Source organism: Phenylobacterium sp., from assembly GCF_016793285.1.
Classification (GTDB): domain Bacteria; phylum Pseudomonadota; class Alphaproteobacteria; order Caulobacterales; family Caulobacteraceae; genus Phenylobacterium.
In genome coordinates this window covers 1-24,307 of sequence record NZ_JAEUMO010000011.1, presented here as the reverse complement: position 1 = coordinate 24,307, position 24,307 = coordinate 1, and the positions used below count along the sequence as shown (strand labels likewise).

Annotated in this window: 26 protein-coding genes and 1 other RNA gene; 17 read left to right on the top strand and 10 right to left on the bottom strand. The window is 71.1% G+C overall.

The window, feature by feature from the left end:
* Positions 1–10: 10 nt before the first annotated feature.
* The 3 genes from JNL41_RS01530 to JNL41_RS01520 form a co-directional block, all read right to left on the bottom strand.
* On the bottom strand, positions 11–379 hold the full coding sequence (locus tag JNL41_RS01530) for a YccF domain-containing protein (protein ID WP_293472505.1): 369 nt from the start codon (positions 377–379) through the stop codon (positions 11–13).
* Positions 380–505: 126 nt separating this feature from the next.
* A complete protein-coding gene (locus tag JNL41_RS01525; RefSeq protein WP_293472504.1) occupies positions 506–826 on the bottom strand; it encodes a 2Fe-2S iron-sulfur cluster-binding protein in 321 nt (106 codons plus the stop codon).
* A 21-nt stretch (positions 827–847) separates the two neighbouring features.
* Positions 848–2,074, bottom strand: a complete 1,227-nt coding sequence (locus JNL41_RS01520; protein WP_293472503.1) for an FAD-dependent oxidoreductase — start codon at positions 2,072–2,074, stop codon at positions 848–850.
* 190 nt (positions 2,075–2,264) lie between these two features.
* Between JNL41_RS01520 and JNL41_RS01515 the strand changes: the two genes are divergently transcribed.
* The 4 genes from JNL41_RS01515 (at position 2,265) to JNL41_RS01500 (ending at position 4,789) form a co-directional block, all read left to right on the top strand.
* Complete coding sequence (locus JNL41_RS01515) at positions 2,265–3,539, top strand: cytochrome P450 (RefSeq protein ID WP_293472502.1); 1,275 nt, start codon at positions 2,265–2,267, stop codon at positions 3,537–3,539.
* A gap of 54 nt (positions 3,540–3,593) precedes the next feature.
* Positions 3,594–3,830 carry a DUF433 domain-containing protein gene (locus tag JNL41_RS01510; protein WP_293472501.1) on the top strand — a complete coding sequence of 79 codons (237 nt, stop codon included), beginning with the start codon at positions 3,594–3,596 and terminating at the stop codon, positions 3,828–3,830.
* The gene (locus JNL41_RS01505) at positions 3,831–4,154 is read left to right on the top strand and encodes a DUF5615 family PIN-like protein (protein WP_293472500.1); all 324 of its coding nucleotides are present in this window, start codon (positions 3,831–3,833) and stop codon (positions 4,152–4,154) included.
* A gap of 86 nt (positions 4,155–4,240) precedes the next feature.
* Positions 4,241–4,789, top strand: a complete 549-nt coding sequence (locus JNL41_RS01500; protein WP_293472499.1) for a TetR/AcrR family transcriptional regulator — start codon at positions 4,241–4,243, stop codon at positions 4,787–4,789.
* Between the two features lie 12 nt (positions 4,790–4,801).
* Here the strand turns inward: JNL41_RS01500 and JNL41_RS01495 are convergent, their stop codons facing one another.
* Both JNL41_RS01495 and JNL41_RS01490 read right to left on the bottom strand, forming a co-directional pair.
* Positions 4,802–5,836 carry a fatty acid desaturase gene (locus tag JNL41_RS01495; RefSeq protein ID WP_293472498.1) on the bottom strand — a complete coding sequence of 345 codons (1,035 nt, stop codon included), beginning with the start codon at positions 5,834–5,836 and terminating at the stop codon, positions 4,802–4,804.
* 62 nt (positions 5,837–5,898) lie between these two features.
* Positions 5,899–7,032 (bottom strand): serine hydrolase domain-containing protein, encoded by a 1,134-nt coding sequence (locus JNL41_RS01490; protein ID WP_293472496.1) that lies wholly within the window; start codon positions 7,030–7,032, stop codon positions 5,899–5,901.
* Between the two features lie 57 nt (positions 7,033–7,089).
* Here JNL41_RS01490 and ssrS point away from each other — a divergent pair.
* The 3 genes from ssrS to JNL41_RS01475 all read left to right on the top strand — a co-directional run bounded on the left by ssrS (position 7,090) and on the right by JNL41_RS01475 (position 8,672).
* Positions 7,090–7,252, top strand: a non-coding RNA gene (ssrS, locus tag JNL41_RS01485) — 6S RNA.
* 25 nt (positions 7,253–7,277) lie between these two features.
* Entirely contained in the window at positions 7,278–7,823 is a 546-nt protein-coding gene (locus JNL41_RS01480) for a 5-formyltetrahydrofolate cyclo-ligase (protein ID WP_365697714.1), read from the top strand.
* 9 nt (positions 7,824–7,832) lie between these two features.
* Positions 7,833–8,672, top strand: coding sequence for a TIGR00282 family metallophosphoesterase (locus JNL41_RS01475; RefSeq protein WP_293472492.1), 840 nt, complete (start codon positions 7,833–7,835; stop codon positions 8,670–8,672).
* Positions 8,673–8,752: 80 nt separating this feature from the next.
* Here the strand turns inward: JNL41_RS01475 and JNL41_RS01470 are convergent, their stop codons facing one another.
* Complete coding sequence (locus JNL41_RS01470) at positions 8,753–10,051, bottom strand: lytic murein transglycosylase (RefSeq protein ID WP_293472490.1); 1,299 nt, start codon at positions 10,049–10,051, stop codon at positions 8,753–8,755.
* A gap of 147 nt (positions 10,052–10,198) precedes the next feature.
* Here JNL41_RS01470 and ykgO point away from each other — a divergent pair, with 147 nt between their 5' ends.
* The 3 genes from ykgO (at position 10,199) to JNL41_RS01455 (ending at position 11,765) form a co-directional block, all read left to right on the top strand.
* A complete protein-coding gene (gene ykgO / locus JNL41_RS01465; RefSeq protein WP_012523667.1) occupies positions 10,199–10,324 on the top strand; it encodes a type B 50S ribosomal protein L36 in 126 nt (41 codons plus the stop codon).
* Between the two features lie 14 nt (positions 10,325–10,338).
* The gene (locus JNL41_RS01460; RefSeq protein WP_293472488.1) at positions 10,339–10,941 is read left to right on the top strand and encodes an HAD family phosphatase; all 603 of its coding nucleotides are present in this window, start codon (positions 10,339–10,341) and stop codon (positions 10,939–10,941) included.
* Between the two features lie 164 nt (positions 10,942–11,105).
* Entirely contained in the window at positions 11,106–11,765 is a 660-nt protein-coding gene (locus JNL41_RS01455; protein WP_293472486.1) for a PEPxxWA-CTERM sorting domain-containing protein, read from the top strand.
* A 106-nt stretch (positions 11,766–11,871) separates the two neighbouring features.
* Here JNL41_RS01455 and folE read toward each other — a convergent pair whose 3' ends face one another.
* Positions 11,872–12,462 carry a GTP cyclohydrolase I FolE gene (folE, locus tag JNL41_RS01450; protein ID WP_293472484.1) on the bottom strand — a complete coding sequence of 197 codons (591 nt, stop codon included), beginning with the start codon at positions 12,460–12,462 and terminating at the stop codon, positions 11,872–11,874.
* A 136-nt stretch (positions 12,463–12,598) separates the two neighbouring features.
* Between folE and JNL41_RS01445 the strand changes: the two genes are divergently transcribed.
* The 3 genes from JNL41_RS01445 (at position 12,599) to JNL41_RS01435 (ending at position 14,156) form a co-directional block, all read left to right on the top strand.
* Complete coding sequence (locus JNL41_RS01445) at positions 12,599–12,868, top strand: DUF2312 domain-containing protein (RefSeq protein ID WP_293472482.1); 270 nt, start codon at positions 12,599–12,601, stop codon at positions 12,866–12,868.
* Positions 12,865–13,200 carry a hypothetical protein gene (locus JNL41_RS01440; protein ID WP_293472510.1) on the top strand — a complete coding sequence of 112 codons (336 nt, stop codon included), beginning with the start codon at positions 12,865–12,867 and terminating at the stop codon, positions 13,198–13,200. The genes JNL41_RS01445 and JNL41_RS01440 overlap by 4 nt, the downstream gene beginning before the upstream one ends.
* A gap of 134 nt (positions 13,201–13,334) precedes the next feature.
* Positions 13,335–14,156, top strand: a complete 822-nt coding sequence (locus tag JNL41_RS01435) for a hypothetical protein (protein WP_293472480.1) — start codon at positions 13,335–13,337, stop codon at positions 14,154–14,156.
* 97 nt (positions 14,157–14,253) lie between these two features.
* Here JNL41_RS01435 and JNL41_RS01430 read toward each other — a convergent pair whose 3' ends face one another.
* On the bottom strand, positions 14,254–15,735 hold the full coding sequence (locus tag JNL41_RS01430; RefSeq protein ID WP_293472478.1) for a sigma-54 dependent transcriptional regulator: 1,482 nt from the start codon (positions 15,733–15,735) through the stop codon (positions 14,254–14,256).
* Between the two features lie 278 nt (positions 15,736–16,013).
* Here JNL41_RS01430 and JNL41_RS01425 point away from each other — a divergent pair, with 278 nt between their 5' ends.
* Together JNL41_RS01425 and JNL41_RS01420 are read left to right on the top strand one after the other, a co-directional pair.
* Positions 16,014–17,450 carry a PLP-dependent aminotransferase family protein gene (locus JNL41_RS01425; RefSeq protein ID WP_293472477.1) on the top strand — a complete coding sequence of 479 codons (1,437 nt, stop codon included), beginning with the start codon at positions 16,014–16,016 and terminating at the stop codon, positions 17,448–17,450.
* A 159-nt stretch (positions 17,451–17,609) separates the two neighbouring features.
* A complete protein-coding gene (locus JNL41_RS01420; protein WP_293472475.1) occupies positions 17,610–19,739 on the top strand; it encodes a PQQ-dependent dehydrogenase, methanol/ethanol family in 2,130 nt (709 codons plus the stop codon).
* A 143-nt stretch (positions 19,740–19,882) separates the two neighbouring features.
* On the opposite strand, the gene rocD is transcribed toward JNL41_RS01420, so the two are convergent.
* Both rocD and JNL41_RS01410 read right to left on the bottom strand, forming a co-directional pair.
* Positions 19,883–21,097: an ornithine--oxo-acid transaminase gene (gene rocD, locus JNL41_RS01415; RefSeq protein ID WP_293472473.1), complete on the bottom strand. Its 1,215-nt coding sequence runs from the start codon at positions 21,095–21,097 to the stop codon at positions 19,883–19,885.
* A gap of 26 nt (positions 21,098–21,123) precedes the next feature.
* A complete protein-coding gene (locus JNL41_RS01410; protein ID WP_293472471.1) occupies positions 21,124–21,993 on the bottom strand; it encodes an arginine deiminase-related protein in 870 nt (289 codons plus the stop codon).
* Between the two features lie 120 nt (positions 21,994–22,113).
* Between JNL41_RS01410 and JNL41_RS01405 the strand changes: the two genes are divergently transcribed.
* Together JNL41_RS01405 and JNL41_RS01400 are read left to right on the top strand one after the other, a co-directional pair.
* On the top strand, positions 22,114–22,536 hold the full coding sequence (locus JNL41_RS01405; RefSeq protein WP_293472469.1) for an Lrp/AsnC family transcriptional regulator: 423 nt from the start codon (positions 22,114–22,116) through the stop codon (positions 22,534–22,536).
* Positions 22,537–22,643: 107 nt separating this feature from the next.
* Positions 22,644–24,307 (top strand): M3 family oligoendopeptidase (locus JNL41_RS01400; RefSeq protein ID WP_293472467.1); only part of this gene is annotated, 1,664 nt, incomplete at its 3' end.

Sequence of the window (24,307 nt, the reverse complement as noted above, 5' to 3'; positions counted from 1 at the left end):
GGCGGGGCGGCTATGCCGGGACGACCGCCTTGCCCACGGGGCTGAGCGCCAGCGCCGCCAGCTTGACGTGCTGCCAGGCGAACGGGATGCCGATGATGGTCACCGCCAGCGCGGCGGCGAGCAGGATGTGCTGCAGGGCGAGCCACCAGCCGGCCAGCACGAACCACAGGATGTTCAGCAGCAGGCTGGCCGCGCCCGCGTCGCGGTCGACCACCACGCGGCCGAACGGCCAGCAACTGAAGCCGGCCATGCGGAACGCCGCCGGCGTCCAGGGCAGGCCGACGATGGTGATGGCCAGGATCACGCCGGCGAGGATCCAGGCGGCGCCCGACACGAACCCGCCGAGAATGAACCAGAGGATGTTGAGAAGCAGGGACATGGCCTCAGTCTATCGGACGAGGCGCGGCGGGTGTCCACGACGCATCGCTCCCTGCGCGGACGCGCAAGGGGCCTGCGAACAGACCTTCGGCTTCCCGACCCCGGACCGACCCGAGCGCCGAATGGCCTAGTGCTGGCTCTCGGGCATCGTCACGATCAGGCCGTCCAGCTCGTCGCTGACCTTGATCTGGCAGGAGAGGCGGCTGTTGTCCTGCACGCCTTCGGCGAAGTCGAGCATCGACTCCTCCATGGCCGAGCGGACGCCGGTCTTCTCGAGCCATTCGTCCTTCACGTAGACGTGGCAGGTGGCGCAGGCGCAGGCGCCGCCGCAGTCGGCGTCGATGCCCGGGATGTTGTTCTTCACGGCGCCTTCCATGACGGAAAGGCCGTTCTTCACGTCGATCGCGTGTTCCGTGCCGTCGTGCTCGATGTAGGTGATCTTGGCCATACGCCCCTCGTCACGCCGCGGTTAGGCGGCGACCTCTTTCATGGAAACGGACGGGTCCGCAAGCTTCGCCTTGTTCACGGGCTTGCGGCCGAGGATGAGGGTTTTCCCCATCATGAATTCCGGCGGGGCGTTGATCGCCTCGACGGACTGCACCAGGTCGCCCTTCAGGTGGAAGACGGCGAACTTCGCGGTGGCCGGGTCGCCCCGGATCAGGATCTCGTCGACGTCGAAGGCGTAGCCGGCGATCTGGAGCTTCAGGTCGAACTGGTCCGACCACTGCCAGGGGCACTCGCCCGCAGGCCGCGGACGCCCGGCGATGGCGCTGGCCGCCTGCTTGGCCTGCTCGAGCGCGTTGGGCACGCTCTCCATGCGGAACATGCGGTCGTAGATCGGCATCGGCCGGTGGGCGACGTCGCCGATCGCGAAGACGGCCGGGTCGGTGACGCTGCGCGCGTCGAGGTCGACCACGACGCCGCGGGCGCATTCGAGCCCCGCGTCCTTGGCCAGCTCGTCGTTGGGGTGGGCGCCGACGCCGACGACGACGGCGTCGCAGGCGATGGTGCGGCCATCGGCCAGCTTCACGCCGGTGACCTTGCCCGCTTCGCCGACGAAGCCGGTGACGCTGGCGCCCAGCTCGAACGTCACGCCGTGCTTCTCGTGGTAGCCGGTGAAGAAGTCGGAGAGCGCCTGGCAGGCGACGCGGGCCAGGATGCGCGGCTCGCGCTCCAGCACCACGACGTCGGCGCCCAGCGCCCGGCCCGAGGCGGCGACCTCCAGGCCGATGTAGCCGCCGCCCACGACGGCCAGCTTCTTGCCGGGGCCGACCGCGGCCTTCAGCGCCTCGGCGTGCGCGGCGGTGCGCAGGAAGAGGATGCCGTCGAGGTCCTTGCCCTCGATCGGGAGCGCGATGGCGCGGGCGCCGGTGGCCAGGATCAGGTGGTCGTAGGGCAGCACCGACCCGTCGGAGAGGGTCACGGTCCTCGCGGCGCGGTCGATGGCGGTGGCGGTGGCGCCGGGCCGGAAGTCGATGTCGGCCTCGGCGTAGAATTCGGTGGGCTTCAGGGCCAGGGAGTCGGCGTCGGCCTCGCCCTTCAGCCACGCCTTGCTGAGCGGCGGCCGCTGGTAGGGCGCGATCGGCTCGTCGCCGATCAGCGCGATCGGGCCCTCGTGGCCGTACTGGCGCAGCAGCGCCGCCGCCGTCCCTCCGGCGTGGCCCGCGCCCACGATGACCACCTTGGCCTGGCTCATGCTGTGTTCGATGCCCAAAAGTGACACTGGCGTCAACTTCCGCAGGGGAAGCGGCGCCTGCTGAGACTGCTTCAACCGACGTTTCGCCACGAGATCAAGTCGCGCCGAAAACGCCTTGCCGAACGGCGTTTGGATCGGCGCCATGACGGCAAGGGCCCGAAGCGGCCGCAGAGTTCCGGGGAGGAACATCATGGACGACGGCTCCGTCGATTTCCGTGCGGCCGCGGCGGCCGAGGCCGCCAACCTGCCGCTGGAGGCGCTGAACCCCGCGCAGACCGACCTCTTCGTGAACGATGCGCACTGGGCGCTGTTCGAGCGCCTGAGGAAGGAATCGCCCGTCCACTGGACGCCGCGCGGCGACGAATACGACGGCTTCTGGTCGGTCACCCGCTACCAGGACATCATGGCCATCGACACGAACCACGAGGTGTTCTCGTCGGCCGACGGCATCGTGCTGCAGACGCTGGAGGGCAAGGCCGAGGCCGACAAGCGCCCGCGCGGCAACAGCTTCATCGCCATGGACCCGCCCGGCCACGACGTGCAGCGCAAGACCGTGTCGCCGGCCGTGGCGCCGGCGAACCTGCAGGCCATGAGCCCGATCATCCGCGAGGAAGCCGGCAAGATCCTGGACGGCCTGCCGATCGGCGAGGAGTTCGACTGGGTCGATATGGTCTCCAAGGAGCTGACGGCGATGACGCTGGCCACGCTCTTCGACTATCCGCAGGCCAGGCGCCGCGAGCTGACCTTCTGGTCGGACATGTTCACCAACGCCCCCGGCTTCGGGCCCGCCAAGAGCTGGGAGCACAAGCGCGAGCAGGCCGACGCGTGCTTCGGCGCCTTCGACGAGCTGTGGGCCGCGCGGGTGAACGCCCCGCCGAAGTTCGACCTGATCTCGATGATGGCTCACGCCGAGGCCACCCGGAACCTCAACGTCCACGACTACCACTCGAACGTCGTGCTCCTCATCATCGGCGGCAACGACACGACCCGGAACACGATCTCGGGCTCGGTCTATGCGCTGAACAAGCACCCGGACCAGTACGCGAAGCTGCGTGCCAACCCGGGCCTGATCCCGGCCATGGTGAGCGAGACCATCCGCTGGCAGACGCCGCTGGCGCACATGGCGCGGACGGCGACCCAGGACTTCGAGATGCACGGCAAGACCATCAAGGCCGGCGACCGCGTGGTGATGTGGTACGTCTCGGGCAACCGCGACGAGGACCAGATCGCCAACCCCAACGCCTACGACATCGAGCGCGAGCGGGTGCGCAACCACCTGTCGTTCGGCTTCGGCATCCACCGCTGCGTGGGCAACCGCCTGGCCGAGCTGCAGCTCTGCATCATCTGGGAAGAGATCCTGAAGCGCTTCCCCGAGATCCGCCTGGTCCGCGAGCCGCTGCGCACCCACTCGGTGTTCGTGAAGGGCTACGAAACGCTCCCGGTGGTGATCCCGGCCCGGAACTAGGCTCGTCCGGGCGCTCTCTCCCTCGTCGGCGCGCGGAATGGTATGCTGTCGGTCATGGACGCCAGCGACCTCCTTGCACGGATTGTGGCCGAGCCCGGCAAGATGGGCGGAAAGCCGGTCATTCGTGGCCGGCGGATCACGCCCTCGATGGTGCTGACCATGCTGGCGGCGGGGGCGACGCGCGAGGCGGTGCTCGACGCCTATCCGGTGCTGGAGGCCGCCGACATCGACGCGTGCCTGCTGTACGCGGCGCGTCTGACAGACCAGGTCGCGGGCCTCGCGGCGGAGTAGGTGCGCCTGTTCGCCGACACCAACATCGTGGCTCCTGCCGTGGCGATCCTGCGCGCCGCGGGCCATGACGTCGTCTACTCCGCAGAACGCCCGGTCGATCCGGGAGACGAAGCGCTGCTCGCCGAGGCGCGTCGCGACGGGCGCATCTTCCTGACCAAGGACCACGACATCGGCGTCCTGGTGCATCGGGATGGCGCGGCCCATGCCGGTGTCCTGCTTCTCGACGACCTCGGCGATGCGGCGCGCGAGACCGCGCTCATCATCCAGGCGCTCGCGAGCAAGGCGGTCGAGCTCGACAAGGGCGGCTTCGTCCGGGCGCCCTGAACCTCGACGCGAACGATCGGACGGTTGCGCCTGCACGCCTTCGCGTGGCCTATGATCCGCCCATGGAGGCGGGCCGGAAATATCATGTGGGCGATCTTCGCGGGCGGCTGCTGCGCGAGGCGCGGGGCATGCTCGAGGAGGGCCAGCCGCTGCACCTGCGCGCGCTGGCGTCGCGGGCCGGGATCACGGCGGCCTCGATGTACCACCACTACGAGAGCAAGACCGAACTGCTGGGCGAACTGGCGGCCGGCGGGTTCAAGGAGCTGAAGCGCGAGCTGGAGGCGGCCGACGACGCGGCGGGCCAGGGCCAGAGGCTGCGCGCCTGGGCGACGGGCTACTTCCACTTCGCCCGCCGGGAGCCCGCCCTCTTCGCGCTGATGTTCGATCCCGAGGTCGCCGGCCTCGCGCCGGTGGCCGAGGCGCGCGCGGCGGCGCTCGCGAGCCTCCACGGGATCGTCGGCGACGTGGCGGCCGCGCAGGCGCGCGTCAACCCGCCGCTGGAGCAGATCACGCTCGCCGTCTGGGCCGCCTCGCACGGCGCGGCCACCCTCGGCGACACGGTCCGCGGCCAGACCGACGTGGTCGACGAGGTGATCGTGGGCCTGGAAGCCCTGTTCCGGCCCGACCGCCGCTGACAGCGGGTAGCGCTACCGCTGCCGCCGCATCCGGGCGATCAGCCGTCCCAGCGCCGGGACCAGCTCGGGCTCTTCGGCGCGGCGGTAGTCGTGGTCGGCCGGCAGGGCCTCGACCAGCCGGCGGTGCGCGTGGCCCAGGTTGTGATAGGGCAGCCGCGGCATCAGGTGGTGGAGCGCGTGGTAGCGCAGGCCCACCGGCGCCCAGAGGAACGGCAGCAGGGCGGGCGGGGGCACGTTCACCGAGTCCAGGAACTGGTCCAGCGGCGCCATCACCTCGCCGTCGTTTTCCCAGCGGTGGGCGACGGCGGTGCGCAGTTGGTTCAGGAAGGTCATCAGGCTGAAGACCACGACGGCCGTCGCAAGCACGCGGACGGGCAGGATACCGGCGACGGTCAGGCCGACGACGGCCCAGCACCACAGCCAGGCGCAGATCTCCTGCGCCAGCCACGCGGGGCTGTTCGCGCGATCGAAGTCGTCACGGCTGAAGTGCGGGTTGATCACCATCCCCGACGCCCTGGCGATCGCGAAACGGCGCACGGCCGGGACCACGAAGCCCAGCGGCGCCAGCACCCCGAAGCGCAGCAGCGTGGCGACCGGCGCCAGCAGGGCGATCCCCAGGAACACCGCCAGCTCGTGCAGCGGGCGGCGCGCCAGCGGGTGGTACTCCGGGTCGCGCGCCGTGCCGTAGCGGTCCTTGGCGTGGTGCAGGATGTGGACGCCCTCGTAGAGCAGCGACGGCGTCAGCCAGGGCACGCCGATCACGGCGTTCCAGGCGAAGTGGAACCCCGGTATGTCGTCGCGGCGCAGGTGGGTGAGTTCGTGGATGAAGCTGATGCCGCGGTAGAGGGCGAGCACGGCGACGGCCCCGGCCACCAGCGTCCACGCGGCGGACGTCGCGGTGACCGCCACGAAGAAGCTCAGCCAGGTGACGGCCGCGGTCGCCGCGAGGTCGGTCCAGTAGATCCTGGGCTCGGCGCGCGTCAGGTCGCGAGCCAGGTCGTTGGCCCGGCGGGCGAGGGAGACTTCGGTGTCGGCCGTGATGGTCACTTGCGGGGTTCTAACCTGAAGCGGGCCGCACACTTAGGGCCTGAGCGTCCCCGGCGGAAGGGTCAGCCTGCGTAGACCGCCCGCTCGAACGCCTCGAACGCGCCCAGCATCGCGGGATCGCCGAACGGCAGGAACTGGGCGAAGAGCACGCCGGCCACGCCGCTCGCCGGGTCGGCCCAGTAGTAGCAGTTGGCGAGGCCGCCCCAGGCCAGGCTCCCGGCGCGGCGGGCGCCTTCGATGTCGGCCTCGTTGCGCAGGAAGCCCAGCGTCCAGGTCTTGGGCGAGCCCGGCATCGGGTCGAAGTCGCAGCTCAGCGGCGGCGCGGCGGTCTTCAGCGCGCCCGCCGCCATCGGACTGTCGGCCGTGTGCAGCCAGGCCCGCGCCCTCGCGCCCAGCACGCCGGCGCCGTCCGCCGCGATCACCGCGCGCAGGAACTTCAGGTAGTCGGGCGCCGTCGAGCGCAGGCCGCCGCCGCCGTAGTAGAGCGGCGAAGCGGGGAAGGCCGGGGCCGGCCCCATCGCGCCGTCCGGCCCGCGGGCATGCATGCCGACCGCCCGCGCCTCCAGCTCCGGCGGGGCGACGAAGGCGGTGTCGACCATGCCGAGCGGCCCGGTGATGTGCTCGGCCACATAGGCGTCGAGGGTCTGGCCGGTGGCCTGCTCGATCAGCCAGCCGGCGGCGTCGGTGCTGATCCCGTACTGCCAGCCGTCGCCGGGGTCGAAGGCCAGCACGGGCGCGGTCGGCGCGCTCGTCATCAGGTTCCCGCCCGTGTGCGCGTAGTAGCGGGTCAGGTCGGCGCTGAAGAAGTCGTAGGCCAGGCCCGAGGTGTGGGTGAGCAGGGTCCTGAGCGTGATCGGCCTGCGCGCGGGCCGCAGGCGTGGCGTCCCGTCGGCGTCGAAGCCCTCCAGGACCTGCGGCTGCGCGAGGCCGGGCAGCCGCGCGCCCACCGGCGCGTCGAGGTCGAGCACGCCGCGCTCGACGAGCTGGAGCGCCGCCGCCGAGGTGATGGCCTTGGTGCAGGAGGCGATCCAGAAGACGTCGTCGGCCGACATCGGCGTCGGGTCGGCGATGCCGCGAGCGCCTGCGGCATAGAGGCTCTCGCGACCATCGGCGTGCAGCACCGCCGCCGTCAGCCCCGGTGCGACGCCATCCGCCACGGCACGGTCCAGCACCGCCTGCACGTCCTGCGACCTCATTGTTCTCCCCGCGGTGCTTGAGACTGGCGTCGCGCGGCCCTACCTTGGGACCCGGCGGGTCTGCTGCGGCTCGCGTCGAAGGCAACCAAATTCCAGCGACCTTAATTCACTCATCGGGAGCTGTCCCTGCCTGGGATCGTGGTCTCAGGCAACACGGCGCCCACCTGGTCTATCCAGGTCGAGGGAATTGAACAGTCCTTCACGGTCTCCGCGGCGCCGCCACCCGTCCTCCTGGGTTATAGGGAGTGGTGATCTCGAAAGACCAACTCCGGTCCCGCATGCGGGTCGCGCGGCGCCGGCTCGCCGCCGAGGCGCCTGACGCGGCGCTGCGCCTCGCGGACTACGTCCCGAAGGCACTCCGGGCCGCCGCGGCCTACGGCCTCTACCACCCCATCGGCTCCGAGATCGATCCGCGCGGGATCCGGCTGTCCGGCGAGGTCGCGCTCCCGGTGGCCCTGGCCCGCAACGCCGCCCTGGTCTTCCGCCGCTATGCGCCGGGCGACCCGCTCGTCGCCGACGCCTTCGGCATCCTCGCGCCGACGGGGACCGCGCCCGAGGTCGCGCCCGACATCGTCTTCACGCCCGTGCTGGCCTTCGACCGCCGCGGCGGACGGCTGGGGCAGGGCGCGGGCTGCTATGACCGCACCATCGCCGGCCTGCGGGCGCGCAGGCCCGTCACGGTCGTCGGCGTGGCCTACGCCGGGCAGGAGCTGGCGGATGTGCCCATGGAGGCGCACGACGAGCGGCTGGACGCCATTCTCACCGAGACCGGCTACATCCAGGTGAGCTAGAGAGGGGCGATGAGGTTCGCTTTCTTCGGGGACATCGTCGGCCGGTCGGGCCGGGAGGGCTTGGCCGAGCACCTGCCGGGCCTGCGCCGGGCGCTCGATCTCGAGTTCGTCATCGTCAACGCCGAGAACGCCGCCGCCGGCTTCGGCATCACCGAGGCCACGGCCCGGGACCTGTTCGACGCCGGCGCCGACTGCCTGACGCTGGGCAACCACTCGTGGGACCAGAAGGAGGCGCTGACCTACATCGTCCGCGAGCCTCGCCTGATCCGCCCGCTCAACTATCCCGCCTTCGCCGCCGCCCCGGGCCGCGGCGCGCAACTGTTCGAGACCCAGGGCGGCAAGCAGATCCTGGTGATGAACCTCCTGGGCCGCGTCTTCATGGACGCCCTCGATGACCCGTTCGCGGCCGTCGACAAGGAACTGGAAGCCTGCCCGCTGGGCGCGGTCGCCGACGCCATCGTCGTCGACATCCACGCCGAGGCCACCTCGGAGAAGATGGCGATGGGCCACTTCTGCGACGGCCGCGCCAGCCTGGTGGTCGGCACCCACAGCCATGTCCCCACCGCCGACGCCCAGATCCTGCCCGGCGGCACCGCCTACCAGACCGACGCCGGCGCCTGCGCCGACTACGACAGCGTCATCGGCAACCAGAAGGAAGAGCCGCTGCGGCGCTTCACCACCCGCATCTCGGGCGGCCGCTACAAGCCCGCCGAGGGCCCGGCCACCGTCTGCGGCGTCTTCGTCGAGACCGACCCCGCCACCGGCCTCGCCCGCCGCCTCGAACCCATCCGCATCGGCGGCCGCCTCAAGCAGACGGTGCCGTCCCTGGAGGCGGAGACGGTCCGCTAGACCCCCCACGCCCGCTCATCCCCGCGCATGCGGGGACCCAGAACGCCCGCTCATCCCCGCATGCGCGGGGATGAGCGGCGTTAAGTGGCCGGCATCGAGGCCGCGGCCTCGGTCTTCAGGCGCTGGACCATATCCCCCGAGAGGTAGCCGTCGGCGGTGAAGCCGCGGGCCTTCTGCCAGGTCCGCAGCGCCTTTCGCGTGCCCATGCCGACCACGCCGTCCGGCTGGCCCGCGTCGAAGCCGAGCGCGTTCAGCGCCCGCTGCGCCGTCATGCGGTCGACCAGCGACAACGGCGTCTCCTGCGGCCATGCCCGGGCCAGCGGCGGCGCGCCTGCGAAGCGGTCGGCCAGCAGGCCCACGCCCAGGGCATACGACAGGCTGTTGTTGTACTGGCGCAGCGCGAAATGGTTGGGGAACAGGAGGAACAGCGGCCCGTTCGACCCTGCCGGCGCGACGAGCTGTGCCGGGGCCGTCGCGTCGGCCTCGGCCCACGGCCGCCCGTCGGCGGGCCGCACGCCCCGCGCCGCCCATTCGGCGGGCGTCAGCCTTGGCCCCTCGGTCACGCTGTAGTCGAAGCCCGCCGGCACGCTGACCTCGCGCGCCCAGCTCTGCCCTCGCGCCCAGCCGGCCTTGGCGAGCAGGTTGGCGGCCGACGCCAGGCTGTCGGCGCTGGAGCCCCAGATGTCACGCCGGCCGTCGCCGTCCTGGTCGACCGCGGTGGCGAGGAAGGTCGACGGGATGAACTGCGTCTGCCCCATCGCGCCGGCCCATGAGCCGCGCAGGCGCGCCCGCGGCTGCTCGCCCGACTGGATGATCTTGAAGATCGCCACGATCTCGCCTTCGGCCCAGCCGCGGCGGCGGCCCTGCGCGGCCAGCGTCGAGAGCGAGCGCAGGGTGTCGTAGTCGCCCTGGATCGAGCCGAAGCCGCTCTCCAGCGCCCAGACGCCCAGCAGGATGTCGCGCGGCACGCCGTAGCGCTGCTCGATTGCGGCCCAGGCCGGCATCGAGGCGTGGTAGCGCTGGCCGATGGCGACCCGGTCGGCCGTCACCACGCCCCTCAGGTAGTCGCCGATCGGCTTTGAGAACTCCGGCTGGCGCGAGTCGGCGCCCGCCACGCGCGGATCGGGCGTCAGGCCGGCCATCTCGCGGCGGAACACGGCCGGGTCGACGCCCGCGGCCATCGCGCGCGCCTCGAAGTCCGAGGCCCACGCGTCGAAGATCTGGTCGCCCGACGCGGTCGGCGGCTGGATGGTCGCCTGCACGGGCGCCGCGGCGCCCACCTCGGCCGCAACGGACGCCGCCACCGGTGTCGAGGCGCTGGGCGCCATCGGCGTGGCGCAGCCGGCGAGCAGCAGCATCAGGGGCAGGCGAAAGGTCATCCGGCCGAATCTAGGGTGCGTCGGTGGGACGCCCAATCACTTCGGCGTCAGCGGGCCCCGCAGGTTGACTTGGCCAGACCCGCCCCGTATATGCGCGCGCTCTGTTCGCCACCGGCCGGACTTCCCGGCCCGCTGAGATTTGGGTCCATGAAGGTCAGAAGCTCGCTCAAGTCGCTCAAGACGCGTCACCGCGACTGCAAGCTCGTGCGCCGCAAGGGCCGGGTCTACGTCATCAACAAGACCGACCCGCGCTTCAAGGCCAAGCAGGGCTAAGCCCGCAGCGTCCGATGCCGAAGGCCGTTCTCTGGGACTTCGGCAACGTCATCGTGCGCTGGAACCCGCGCACGCTCTACGACAAGATCTTCCCCGACGCCGCCGAGTGCGAGCGGTTCCTCGCGACCGTCTGCACGCTCTCCTGGCACGCGCCCACCGACTGCGGCGTGACCTTCGCCGACAACGTCGCGGCGCTGGTCGAGGCGCATCCGCACCACGAACCGCACATCCGCGCCTGGCATGAGCGCTGGGGCGAGATGTTCTCGGGCCCCATCGCCGAGACCGAGGCCGCCATCGAGGCGCTGCACGCCCGCGGCGTGGCCCAGTACGGCCTGTCCAACATCAGCCACGAGACGCTGGACTCGACGCTGGCCATGAGCCCGGCGTTCGGCCGCCTGTCGGGCATCGTGGCGTCGGGCTTCGAGGGCGTCATGAAGCCCGATCCGGCCATCTACCGCCTCTGCTGCGAGCGCTTCGGCCTCGCGCCGTCCGACTTCTTCTTCGTCGACGACAGCGAGAGGAACATCGCGGCGGCCCGCGCGATGGGCTTCGACACCCTGCACTTCACCGACCCGGCGGCGCTCCGTCCCGCCCTGGAGGCCCGCGGCCTCCTCTGACGGCCGCCGGCGCGTCGCATCACGTCGTTACCCAAAACGGGGCGGCCGGCGCGTCCCTGCGCCCGGGCCCTGCGTAAACGCGATGTTGGCACGCGCTGTGCCATGTGGGGGACGAACACGACTTCCTTCGTCCCAAACCGACACAGACACGGATCCAGATCGCCATGACCCGCCTCCGCGCTCTCCTCGCCGCCGCCGCCGTCGTCGCGATGGCCACGCCCGCCGCCGCCGCGGTGAACGTGACCCTCTCGAACCAGGGCGAGCCGTTCGTCATCCCCGCCGGCCAGGAGCTGATCGCCAGCTTCGACGACGCCAACAATCCGACCGAGGTGTTCGTCGATGGCGTCACGCTGTCGCTGGACGGCTCGACGGTCGGCGTGTGCGAAGGCTGCAGCGGCTATTCGGGCACGCTGCCGAACGACGGCACGCACTACCTGACGATCCCCGGCGCCGCGACGGCCACCTTCGAGTCGCTGCGCCTGATGTCGAGCTTCAGCCTCTTCATGGGGTCGCCCGACACCTACAACCGCATCGAGTTCTTCGGCGCCAACGGCTTCCACGAGGTCCTCTCGGGCGCCGACATGTTCCAGGGCGACACCAACCAGTCCTGGGGCTGGGGCAAGCGCGTGAACTTCGACTTCGGCGGCTACAACGTGAGCAAGGTCGTCCTGTCGTCGTCGGGCAACTCGTTCGAGGTCGACACCGCCGCCGGCAGCTTCGCCGCGGGCGTGCCGGAGCCGGCCACCTGGGCCCTGATGATCGGCGGCTTCATGGCGGCGGGCGTCATGCTCCGCCGCCGCCGCGCCAGCGAGACCCTCGCCTAGACTCTCTCCTCTGGGCTGGGATTGACCTGAACCCCCTGTCTCCCCGGCAGGGGGATCTTTTTGTCGGCTTCCCCTGGTCGCCGGCCTCGTCGACGGAGTGCGCCCGTCAGGCGTCGCTGCGGACCAGGTCGAAGAATTCCTGGCGCGTGCGCGGGTCGTCGCGCACCTCGCCCAGCAGGCTCGAGGTGGTCAGCCGCGAGCCGGGCGTGTTGACCCCGCGCATCGTCATGCAGCTATGCTCGGAGACGATGACGACGCCCACGCCCTTGGGCTTCAGGATGTCCTGGATCGCCTCGGCGATCTCGGCGGTCAGCTTCTCCTGGATCTGAAGCCGCCGCGCAAAGCCGTGGACCACCCGGGCCAGCTTCGAGATGCCCACCACCCGGTCGCTCGGCAGGTAGCCCACATGCGCCTTGCCCAGGAACGGCAGCATGTGGTGCTCGCAGAAGCTCACCACCCGGATGTCCTTCAGGATCACCAGTTCGTCGTAGCCGGCCACCTCCTCGAAGGTGCGCTCCAGATAGTCGCGCGGGTCCGCCTCGTAGCCGGCGAAGAGTTCGCGGTACGACTTGATGACCCGCCGGGGCGTGTCCAGCAGGCCCTCGCGGTCGGGATCGTCGCCGGCCCACTGGATCAGGGTGCGGACGGCCGCCAGCGCCTCCTCCTCGGTGGGCTTCGCCCGCGTTCCGTCGCCCATCGCATCCTCCGTCTCGCCGATGCGCGTTTCAACGGGCGGCGTGCGGCGAAGGTTCACCGGCGCCGCGACGGGGAAAACGGGGATAACTCGCGGGCGCGGCTTTGCGTCGGGCGTCCTTCTCGCCTAGAGCCTTCCCATGGCCGACGACGCTTCCGCACACCCCGACATCCTGAACGCCACCGCGCAGGGACAGCTCAAGAGCATCATCGAGCGCATCGAGCGCCTCGAGCAGGAGAAGGCCGAGATCTCGGAGCAGATCAAGGAAGTGAAGGCCGAGGCCAAGGGCAACGGCTTCGACGTCAAGATCATCAACAAGGTGATCCGCATCCGCAAGCAGGACCGCGCCAAGCGCCAGGAGGAAGAGGCCATCCTCGACCTCTATCTGTCCGCGATCGGCGAAATCTGAGGAAGAAGCCGCCGGTTTCGCCCTTCGAGGCGCGAAAGGCGGCGGCCAAGCGGGCCGCCCTCAATGCTCTGAAACGCGCCCGCCGCACGGCCGACAAGGCCGGCGTGAAGCTCTCCGACTGGGAGGGCGAGTTCCTGACCGAAGTCTCCGACCGCGTGAAGACCTACGGCCGCGCCTTCGGCGACCCCGAGAAGGGCGCGGCGGGCGAGGCGCTCTCGATCATGCAGACGGTGAAGCTCAAGGAGATCGCCGCCAAGGCCCTAGGTCCAGGAAAGGGGGGCGAGAAAAAGGGCCTCCACCGGAAGCCGTTCCGCCGGAAGATCGAGGAGTAGCGCCGCCCCTCCAGAACGTCATCCCGCGGCTTGTCCGCGGGATGACGTTCGCGGAGGCGGGAGCGCCGCGCCGCAAGAGACGGGTAACCATCCCCCTTCACGATGTCTTGGCCGCGATCGGGCCTACTGGCCGCGTGTCACGATCGCATTCCATACGTTCGGCCGCCACGGCCGGGGCCGCGCTCGCCGGCGTCTGCCTGAGCCTGCTTGCCGGCTCGGCGCGCGCGGAGGCGTTCACCGAGACGAAGCTCGCCGCCGTCATGGACCAGGTGTTCGGCCAGGGCGCGTGGCGCCTCACCGGCGGCTACCGCACCGCCGCGCGCGAGGCGCAGCTTCGCGCCGAGGGCGCCAAGACGGTCCGCCCGGGCGGGATCTCGAAGCACTCGATGGGGCGACCCGATGCGCCGGGCGCCTACGACGTCGTCGTCGACGGCATGAAGCCCTCGGAGGCGGCCGACCGGCTGCGCGCGGCCGGCGCCCCCTTCGCCCGCTACATGCCCAAGGGCCGCCACGGGGCCCAGGGACCGCACCTGCACGTCGAGCCGTTCGGGTTCGGCGAGGCGCCCGGCGGCCCTGCGACCATCCTGCTGGCCGACGCCGAGCCGCCGAAGGAAGGCCGCGCGCTGTCGGTCACCATCGTGATGCCGCGCACCGGCGGCGACAGCCTGGCCGCCGCGCGCAGCCACCTCGCCGGCGTCCGCGCCGAGGCGCTGAAGGACCGCGCCGACGCCCAACTGGAGCTCGCCCGCGCCTACATGATCGGCTACGCCCTGCCGCGCGACTTCGCCGCGGCCAAGACCTGGCTGATCTCGGCCGCCGCCAACCCGAACGCAGACCCGCAGACCCGCGGCGAGGCCGAGGACACCCTGGCGCAGATCCCGGCCCTGATGGAGGCCGACCGCGCCCAGCGCCCGGCCCACTACGCCGCGCTCAAGGCCGGCGCGGCCGACCGGTAGCCCGCCCCCCGAACGTCGTCCTGTCGACAGCAGAAGGCCCGCGAGCGTCGCCGCCGCGGGCCTCCTCGTTCTCACGCGTTCACGGGTCCCGCGGCGGCTAGGCCGCTTCCGCGTCCGCTTCTTCCGGAGCGCCGCCCTTCACGAGCTGTTCGAGGCCCTGCTCGCGGACCTTGCGGTAGAGGGTGGAGCGGCCGATGCCGAGGCGGCGCGCCACCTCGCTCATGTGGCCGGCGTAGACTTCGATGGCGAGCCTGATCATGTCGTGCTCGACCTCTTCCAGCGTCCGCAGGTGGCCGCGGCCGTCGAGGACGCGGACCGGCTGGTCCTGGCCGGGGGCGGCGCCGGGCGCGGCGGCCATCGCAGGCGCCGGCATCGGCGCGGGCGTGTACTCCGGCGGCGGGGCGGCGACGCCCGAGATGGCCGGGAAGTCGTGCGGCTGCAGGTAAGGCGCGTCGGCGAGCACGATGGCGCGGTAGACCGCGTTCTCGAGCTGGCGGACGTTGCCCGGCCAGTCGTAGGCGGTGAGGAACGCCAGCGTCTCGGGCGCGGCGGCCACGACCGACTTGCCTTCCTCGACGTTGAAGCGGCGCACGAAGCAGTCGACCAGCGCCGGCACGTCCTCGCGCCGCTCGCGCAGGGAGGGCGCCTCGATCGGGAACACGTTCAGCCGGTAGTAGAGGTCCTCGCGGAAGCGGCCCTCGCCGACCGCGTTCGACAGGTCGCGGTTGGTCGCCGAGACGATGCGGACGTCGACCTTGATCGAGCGCTTCGAGCCGATCGGGTCGATCTCGCTCTCCTGCAGGGCGCGCAGCAGCTTGACCTGCATGTCGAGCGGCAGCTCGCCGACCTCGTCGAGGAACAGGGTGCCGCCGTTGGCTTCCTGGAACTTGCCCAGGTGCTTGTCGGTGGCGCCGGTGAAGCTGCCCTTCTCGTGGCCGAACAGGATCGACTCCACGAGGTTCTCGGGGATGGCGCCGCAGTTCACGGCGACGAAGGGCTTGCCGGCGCGCTCGGAGCTGCCATGCACGGCGCGCGCGATCACTTCCTTGCCGACGCCGCTCTCGCCCGTGATCAGGATCGGAATCGACGACTTGGCCGCCCGCTCGCCCAGCCGCTTGACCATGGTCATGGCCGGCGAGTCGCCGATCAGGTCGTTGAAGGTGGTGCGGCCGGTCGAGTGCTTCTTGAGGCGCTCGACCTCGCTCTTCAGCGAGCCCATCGAGAGCGCGTTGCGGATCGAGACGGTGATGCGCTCGGGACTGGCCGGCTTCACGAAGAAGTCGCTGGCGCCCGCCTGCATGGCCGAAACCACGGTGTCGATCCCGCCCGTGGCGGTCAGCACGATCACCGGCAGGTTGAAGCCGCGGGCGCGCATTTCCTTCAGCGTGTCCTGCCCCGAGATGCCCGGCATCACGAGGTCGAGTAGCACCACGTCGACGGACGCGCCGGAGGTCAGGTGCTGGATCGCTTCGTCGCCGCTCTGGGCGTGGGCGACGGCGAATCCGTCGCGCTCGAGGACCGCCTGGATCAGGCGGCGCTGGGTAGGATCGTCATCGACGACCAGGACCGTTTTGGCCATATGAAAACACCCACCGGACTGGACGCTCGCCGTTCTGGCGAGGCCTTGTTCTTGTCCCCGTTTGGTACAGGGGAAGAGTAAAGGCGGCGTTTCGCAGACCCTGTGCGGGGGTTAACCGTCTGGGTTTCCGAAACCTGAACACGGGGCCGCGACACCGCGGCGAGAGGTCCCGCCGCGCCCGCGCGGACGTCGCCCGCGCCGCGCCGCGCCGGCATTGGCCTGGCCAGATGCTGCAAAGTGGACCTGTAAATCGGAGCCAGTTCTGCGAAGCTGGCCGCATGAGACGCATCGGCCCCGCTTCCGTCACGCGCCTCCTCGGCGCCTGGCGCGGCGAGGGCGGCGCCGGTCCCGCCTACCGCCAGTTGGCGGACGGCCTGCGGCTGCTGATCCTCGACGGCCGCCTGCCGCTGGACGTGGTGCTGCCCGGCGAGCGCGAACTGGCCTCGGGGCTGGAGGTCAGCCGCACGACCGTCACCGCCGCCATGGCGCGCCTGCGCGACGACGGGTTCCTGGAGCGCCGCCAGGGCGCGGGCGCCCGCACGCGGCTGCCCTCCGGCCCGGGCGCGCGGGGCGGCGGCCTGATCGCGGGCTCCGAGGGCGACGGCCTGATCGACATGGCCTCGGCCGCCCCGCCGGCCGCCGACGCCGTCCACGCCGCCTTCGCCGCGGCGATCCAGGCGCTGCCCGCCCACCTGCCCAACCACGGCTACGGCGCGATCGGCCTGGGCGTCCTGCGCGAGGTGCTGGCCGAGCGCTACACCCGCCGCGGCCTGCCCACGACGCCCGAGCAGATCATGGTCACCTCGGGCGCCCAGCACGCGCTGGCGCTGATGATCCGCCTGCACTGCGGCCCCGGCGACCGCGTGGTCATCGACCACCCGACCTACCCGCACGCCATCGACGCGATCCAGCGGGCCTCGTGCCGGCCCACGCCCGTCGGCCTGCCCGACCGGGGCTGGGACGTCGAGGGCGTGGCCGCCGCCTTCCGCCAGGCCGGCCCGCGTCTCGCCTACTTCATCGGCGACTTCCACAACCCGACCGGCCGCTGGATGAGTCCCGAGACCCGCGCCGCCATCGCCCGCGCCGCGGCCCAGACGCGGACGGTCGTCATCCTCGACGAGACCCTGGTGGACCTCTGGCTCGACGCGCCGATCGCGCCCTACGCCTTCGACGAGCCGGCCGAGGGGCTGGTGCGCGTGGGCTCCACGGGCAAGAGCTTCTGGGGCGGCCTGCGCCTGGGCTGGATCCGCGCCGACGCCCAGACCATCCAGGCGCTGGCCCCGCGTCGGGTCTCCATCGACCTCGGCTGCCCGCTGGTCGAACAGCTCGCCGCCGCCCACCTCCTGACCACCGACGAGGACGGGCTCGCCGCCCGCCGCGACCTGTTGCGGACGCGCCGCGACCACCTGATCGGCGAAGTCCGCCGCGTGCTGCCCGACTGGAAGGTGGCCTCGCCGCCCGGCGGGCTCTGCCTGTGGGCCGAACTGCCGGCCTCGGTGTCGAGCGCGCTCGCGGCCACCTCCGAGCGGTTCGGCGTGCGGCTCGCCGCCGGCCCCCGCTTCGGCGTGGACGGCGCCTTCGAGCGGTTCGTCCGGCTGCCCTACACGCTCGCGCCCGACGTGCTGACCGACGTCGTGGACCGGCTGGCCATGGCCTATTCGAGACTGCGGCCCGCGCCGTCGGGCGTGCGTTCGTCGATGGGCGCCGTCGTCTAGCGATCTCCGGACGTCATGGCCGGGCTTGTCCGGCCGCCCATGGCGCCGCGGCCCGACGGGGTGTTCCGCAGCGACACGCTTGCCCGCCGCGCGGCCAGGGGCATAGTGCGCTCACTGAACGCCGATCATTTGCAAGAAATCGGCTGCTGGGAGGGCGTCATGAAGTTGATCCGCTTGGGCCTTGCGCTCGCACTGGCCGCGACCGTGGCCGCCTGCAACAAGCCGCCGGGCAATGTCGACGACAAGCGCCTCACCGCCGCCGCCGGCAACGGCGAGTGGCTGAGCTACGGCAAGGACTACAACGAGCAGCGCTTCAGCCCGCTCGACAAGGTCAACGCCGGCAACGTCAAGGACCTGGGTCTCGCCTGGTTCGCCGAGTTCGACACCGACCGCGGCCAGGAAGCGACGCCGCTGATGGTCGACGGGGTGCTCTACACCTCGACCGCCTGGTCCAAGGTGTTCGCCTTCGACGCCAAGACCGGCAAGCAGCTCTGGAAGTTCGACCCCAAGGTCGAGGGCGCGAAGGGCTTCGACGCCTGCTGCGACGTGGTCAACCGCGGCGTCGCCATCTGGAAGGGCAAGGTCTACGTCGGCACGATCGACGGCCGCCTGATCGCGCTCGACGCCAAGACGGGCGCCGTCGCCTGGGAACAGCAGACCACCGACAAGTCCAGGCCCTACACCATCACCGGCGCCCCGCGGGTGGTGAAGGACAAGGTGCTGATCGGCAACGGCGGCGCCGAATACGGCGTGCGCGGCTACGTCAGCGCCTATGACGCCGCCACCGGCAAGCTCGCCTGGCGATTCTACACCGTGCCCAACCCGACCGGCGCGCCCGACGGCGCGGCCTCGGACAAGGTGTTCAGGGAAAAGGCCGCGGCCACCTGGTCCGACGGCGAGTGGAAGGAAACCGGCGGCGGCGGCACCGTCTGGGATTCCATCGTCTACGATCCGGCGCTGAACATGGTCTACATCGGGGTCGGCAACGGCAACCCGTGGAACCACCAGCGCCGCTCGGGCGGCAAGGGCGACAACCTCTTCCTGTCGTCCATCGTGGCCCTCAACGCCGACACGGGCGAGTACGTCTGGCACTACCAGACCACCCCGGGCGAGAGCTGGGACTACACCGCCACCCAGCAGATCATGCTGGCCGACCTGAACATCGCAGGCGCGCCGCGCAAGGTGCTGATGCAGGCGCCGAAGAACGGCTTCTTCTACGTGATCGACCGCGCCAACGGCCAACTGATCTCGGCCAGGCCCTACGCCAACATCACCTGGGCCACCGGCGTCGACATGAAGACCGGACGCCCGATCGAGAACCCGGCCGCCCGCTACGAGAAGGCGATGGTGATGCAGGTGCCGGGCCCGCTCGGCGCGCACAACTGGCAGCCGATGGCCTACAACGCCAGGACCGGCCTCGTTTACATCCCGACCAACGTCACCCCGTTCGCCTACACCGACGACAAGGCCTTCTCGTACCGGTCGGGCGCGTGGAACGTCGGCGTCGACTTCCTGGCCAACGCGCTCCCCACCGACGAGGCGACGCTCAAGGCCACCATGGCCCTCGTCAAGGGCAGCCTGGTCGCGTGGGACCCTGTGCAGCAGAAGGCCGTCTGGACGGTCGACCATCCGTTCTTCTGGAACGCGGGCGTGCTCTCAACGGCGGGCGGCCTCGTCTTCCAGGGCAACGCCGAGGGCGAACTCGCGGCCTACGATGCGGCCAAGGGCGGCAAGCTCTGGGGCTTCAAGACCGGCAACGGGATCATCGCCGCGCCGATGACCTACGAGCTGGGCGGCGAGCAGTACGTGGCCGTCATGGTCGGCACCGGCGGCGGCGGCCAGATCTCGGCCCCGGCCTCGATGCCGGTCCGTTCGCGGCTGCCGGGCCGCCTGCTGGTGTTCCGGCTGGGCGGCAAGGCGACGGCCCCGGCCTTCCCGGCCCCGGCCCAGCCGCCGTTCCAGCTCGCCGGCGTCACCTCCAAGGGCGACGTGAAGCACGGCTTCGCGCTCTTCCACCAGAACTGCCAGGTCTGCCACGGGCCGAACGCCTCGGGCGCCTGGCTGCCCGACCTGAAGCGCTCGCCGATGCTGCAGACGGAGGCCAACTGGAAGGGCGTGGTGATCGACGGCGCCAGCGCCGCGCGCGGCATGGCCAGCTTCAGCCGCTTCCTGAGCCCGCAGGACGCCGAGGACATCCGCGCCTACGTCATCACCGAGGCCCAGGCCGCCGCGAAGCTCGCCGAGTCCGGCGCCAAGGCCGCCCCGGCGACGCCCATCGGGCGGGACTAACCTTCGAGCCTCCGCGCAAGCGGAGGCTCGATCGTTTGGGAACCGCGGAATACGCGGAAGGACGCGGAATCAGCGCCGACGCCTTCCGCGCTATTCCGCGTTTTCCGCGGTTACTTGAATCGGCAGGCGCCGCTTCGCGGCCTCTAAAGTACGGCCGCGAACTGGTCGGTGATCCAGTCGGCCTGCTGGTCGGTGAGGATCAGCGGCGGCGCGATGCGGATGGTGTGGTCGTGGGTCTCCTTGGCCAGGAGGCCTCGCGCCTGCAGCGCCTCGCAGACCCGGCGCGCACCGCCGGCGTCGGGGTGCAGTTCGACGGCGATCATCAGGCCGCGGCCGCGGACCTCCTTCACGCGCGGGGTCGCCACGGCGGCGAGGCCGGCCTGCAACCGCGCGCCCACGCGGGCTGCGTTCTCGATCATGCCCTCCTCGGTCAGCACCCTGAGCGCCGCGCGCGCCACCGCGCAGGCCAGCGGGTTTCCGCCGAAGGTCGAGCCGTGCTCGCCGGGGTGCAGCACGCTCATGACCTCGCTGTTCGAAAGCACGGCCGAGACCGGATAGAACCCGCCCGACAGCGCCTTGCCGATCAGCGTTAGGTCCGCCTCGATCCCCTCGTGCGCCTCGGCCAGCAGCTTGCCGGTGCGCCCCAGGCCCGTCTGGATCTCGTCCAGGATGAGGATGACGTCGTGGCGGGTGCAGAGTTCGCGCACGCGCTTCAGGTAGCCGGCCGGCGGGACGATCACGCCCGCCTCGCCCTGGATCGGCTCCACCAGGAAGGCGACCGTGTCGGGTCCGATCGCGGCCTCCAGCGCGTCCGCGTCGCCGAACGGCACGGTGCGGAAGCCGGGCGCGAACGGGCCGAAGCCGCCGCGCGAGCCGGGGTCGCTGGAGAAGCCGACGATGGCCACGGTGCGCCCGTGGAAGTTCTCGGAGGCCACGACGATCTCGGCGCGCCCCTCCGGCACGCCCTTCACCTCGTAGCCCCACTTGCGCGCCACCTTGATCGCGGTCTCCACCGCCTCGGCGCCCGAATTCATCGGCAGCACCTTGTGGCTGTTCGTGAGCGCGCAGAGTTCCTCGTAGAACGGCGCGAGCTGGTCGTTGCGGAAGGCCCGCGACGTCAGCGTCAGCCGCCCGGCCTGCTCCACCATCGCCGCCAGGATCTTCGGGTGACAGTGCCCCTGGTTCACCGCCGAATAGGCCGACAGGCAGTCGAGGTAGCGGTTGCCGTCCACGTCCCAGACGTGGACCCCTTCGCCGCGGGTCAGCACCACGTCCAGGGGCTTGTAGTTCTTCGCGCCGAACTGCGTCTCGACGTCGATGTAGCGGTCGCTCAGGCTGCGGATGGCGATGTCGTTCATGCTGAAACTCCCTTCGGAGGACTCTCCTATTCGGCCGCGTAGCGCAGGGCGGCGTCGCGCGTGGTCCGGTCCAGCCGCAGCGTCATGCAGTAGGCGCCGCCGCCCGAAAGGATGAACGGGTCGAGGTCGACCTCGGCGAGCCTGTAGTCGCGGGCCGTCAGCTTGCCGCGCAGGCTCTGCGGCGCGCGGGCCATGACGATCTGCGCGCCGAGGTTCACGGCGTTGACGCAGAACGCGGCGGCCTCCGCGTCGCTCGCCTCGATCCGGTCGTGCTCGGCCACGCGCGCGTGGATCGCCGCCAGCGCCGCCGGGGTGAACGCGGGCGGGTAATAGAGCACCTTGCCCCCGGCCAGCGGGCAGAAGCAGGTGTCGAGGTGGTAGAATCGCTCGGTGGCCAGCTCCAGCGCCACCGTCTCCTGGCCGAACGCGCGCTTCACCACCGCCACGGCGCCCTTCGACGAGCGCGGGCCGTAGCCGCACCAGAAGAGCCGCCGCTCGGCGTCCCAGATCGCGTCGCCCGCGCCTTCGTGGAACAGGCCCTCGGGCAGGTCGATCAGTTCGTCCACCACGCCGCGGGCCTTCAGCTTCTGGAACGCCGCGCGGAACACCGGCTCCTCGCCCTGCCGTTCCGGGTGGCGGAAGCGCGCCAGCAGCACCTTGCCGTCCAGCACGACCGCCGCGTTGGCCGGGAACACCAGGTCGGGCAGGCCGCGCACGGCGCCCACGGTCTCGACATGCGCGCCCGCCGCCTCCAGCGCGGTCCGCAGGCTGCGGGAGGCTGCCGATGCCGCGGCCGCGTCGGCGGCGCCCCACGCCTCGGGTTTCATCCAGGGATTGATCCGGTAGCTCACGTCGAAGCAGGCGGGGTCGGTCATCAGGAAGAACGGGCGGTCCATGCGCGCTCCTGCGGCGGTGATCCCCCGCAGGCTGCGCGCCGAGCTCGCTAGCGAAAAGCGTGCAAGCTGCTACAATTCGCCAGGTGAACTGACGTTTCATCAGGATGGATTGACGATCCGATGGATGCACTTGACCGCCAGTTGATCGCCCTGCTGCGCGCCGACTCGCGCAAGCCCGCCGCCGCGCTCGCCGCGGCGCTGAAGGTTTCGCGCGGCACCGTCCAGAACCGCATCGACCGCCTCGTCCGCGACGGCCTGATCCAGGGCTTCACCGTCAAGACCCGCCCCGACATCGACGCGGGCCGCGTCCGCGCGGTGATGACCATCGCCATCGAGGGCGAACGCTCCGGCGCCGTCGTGCGCGCGCTCAGGGGCCTGCCCGAGGTCGCCGCCATCCACACCACGAACGGCCGCTGGGACCTCGTCGTCGACCTCGACGTGGCCACCCTCGCCGACTTCAGCGGCGCCCTCGACCGCATCCGCCAGATCGAAGGCATCGCCGCCACCGAAACCTCGATCCTGCTGGCGACCCAGAAACTCTGAGCATGACGTTCAGGGGGTGATCGTGAGCGCGCACTTGCCGCCGCGTCACAGCGTTATGCTGTCCCGTTCGCGTTGGCCGGCCGCCTGCTCGGGAGTACACCTTCCCCATGAATGCGCCCTTCAAGACCGATACGCTGCCTGTCTGGCGGCTGGACGACCTCTACGCCGGTCGCGAGGACCCGCGGATCGCGGCCGACATGGATCGCGCCGAGCAGCTCAATCGCGAACTGGCGCGGCTCGAAGGCCGCCTGATCGCCACGCGCGCGCGGCCGGCCGAGCTGGGCGGCATCATCGACCGCGGCATCGAACTCTACGAGGGCGCCACCAACGCCATGTGGACCGTGGGCGCCTTCGCCGCGCTGTCGGCCTCGGTGGCCCGCGACGACCCGGCCTGGTCGAAGTTCGAGAGCGACCTGCGCACGCGATCGGCCCACATCGCTTCGCTCAGCCTGTTCTTCACGCTGGAGATCAACCGGCTGGAGGACGACGAGCTGGAGATGGCGCTGAAGGCCAACAAGTCGGCCCAGCGCTGGCGGCCCTGGCTGCGGCGCGTGCGCGCCGGCCGCCCGCACGAACTCTCGGCCGACCTCGAGAAGCTGCTGCTGGACAAGGCGCCCGCCGTCGCCAACTGGGGCCGTCTCACCGACGAGACGCTGGCCAGGATGACCGCGCGCGTCGGCGGCGAGACGCTGACGCTCAACGACCTCCTGAACCGCATGTCGGGGCCCGACGCCGAGGTCCGCAAGGCGGCCGCGGCGGCGCTGGCCAAGGCGCTGGGGGGGCGTGCGCCGCAGCTCGCGCTGTCGCTCAACACCCTGGCCTTCGAGAAGCAGGTCGAAGACCGCTGGCGAAAGTTCGCGACCCCGGCCGCCAGCCGCCACCTCGCCAACGAGGTCGACGCCGAGGCCGTCGGGGCTCTGGAGGCGGCGGTGGTCGACGCCTACGAGCCGGTCAGCCACCGGTACTACGCGCTCAAGGCGAGGGCGATGGGGCGCACGCACCTCGACCACTGGGACCGCAACAGCCCGCTCGACAGCGCCCAGCCGCGTCTCTACGCCTGGGACGAGGCCAAGGGCATCGTGCTCGACAGCTTCGAGGCCCTGGCGCCGCAGTTCGCCGACACGGCGCGCACCTTCTTCGCCCAGCCCTGGATCGACGCCAGGCCGCGGCCGGGCAAGCAGATGGGCGCCTACTCCCACTCGGTCACGGCCGAGCGGCATCCGTATGTCTTCCTGAACTACATGGGCGAGCGGCGCGACGTGCTGACCCTGGCCCATGAGCTGGGCCACGCCATCCACCAGACGATGTGCAGGCCGCTGGGCACGCTCCTGGCCGACACGCCGCTGACGCTGGCCGAGACCGCTTCGATCTTCGGCGAAGGTCTGGTGTTCGAGAAGCTGCTGGCCGAGGCGTCGAAGGGCGAGCGGCGCGGGCTTCTCGCGGGCAAGATCGAGGACGGCATCAACACCGTCATCCGCCAGATCGCCTTCCATCGCTTCGAGACGCGTTTCCACACGGCGCGCCAGCAGGGCGAACTCTCGGCCGACGAGATCGGCGCGCTCTGGATGCAGATGATGAGCGAGAGCCTCGGGCCGGCCGTGCGGCTGGACAAGGGCTACCGCCACTACTGGGCCTACATCAGCCACTTCGTCCACGCGCCGTTCTACGTCTACGCCTATGCGTTCGGCGACCTGCTGGTCCGCGCCCTGATGGAGAAGCGGCGCGAGGACCCGAAGGCCTTCGCGCCGGTCTACGAGAAGCTGCTCAGCGC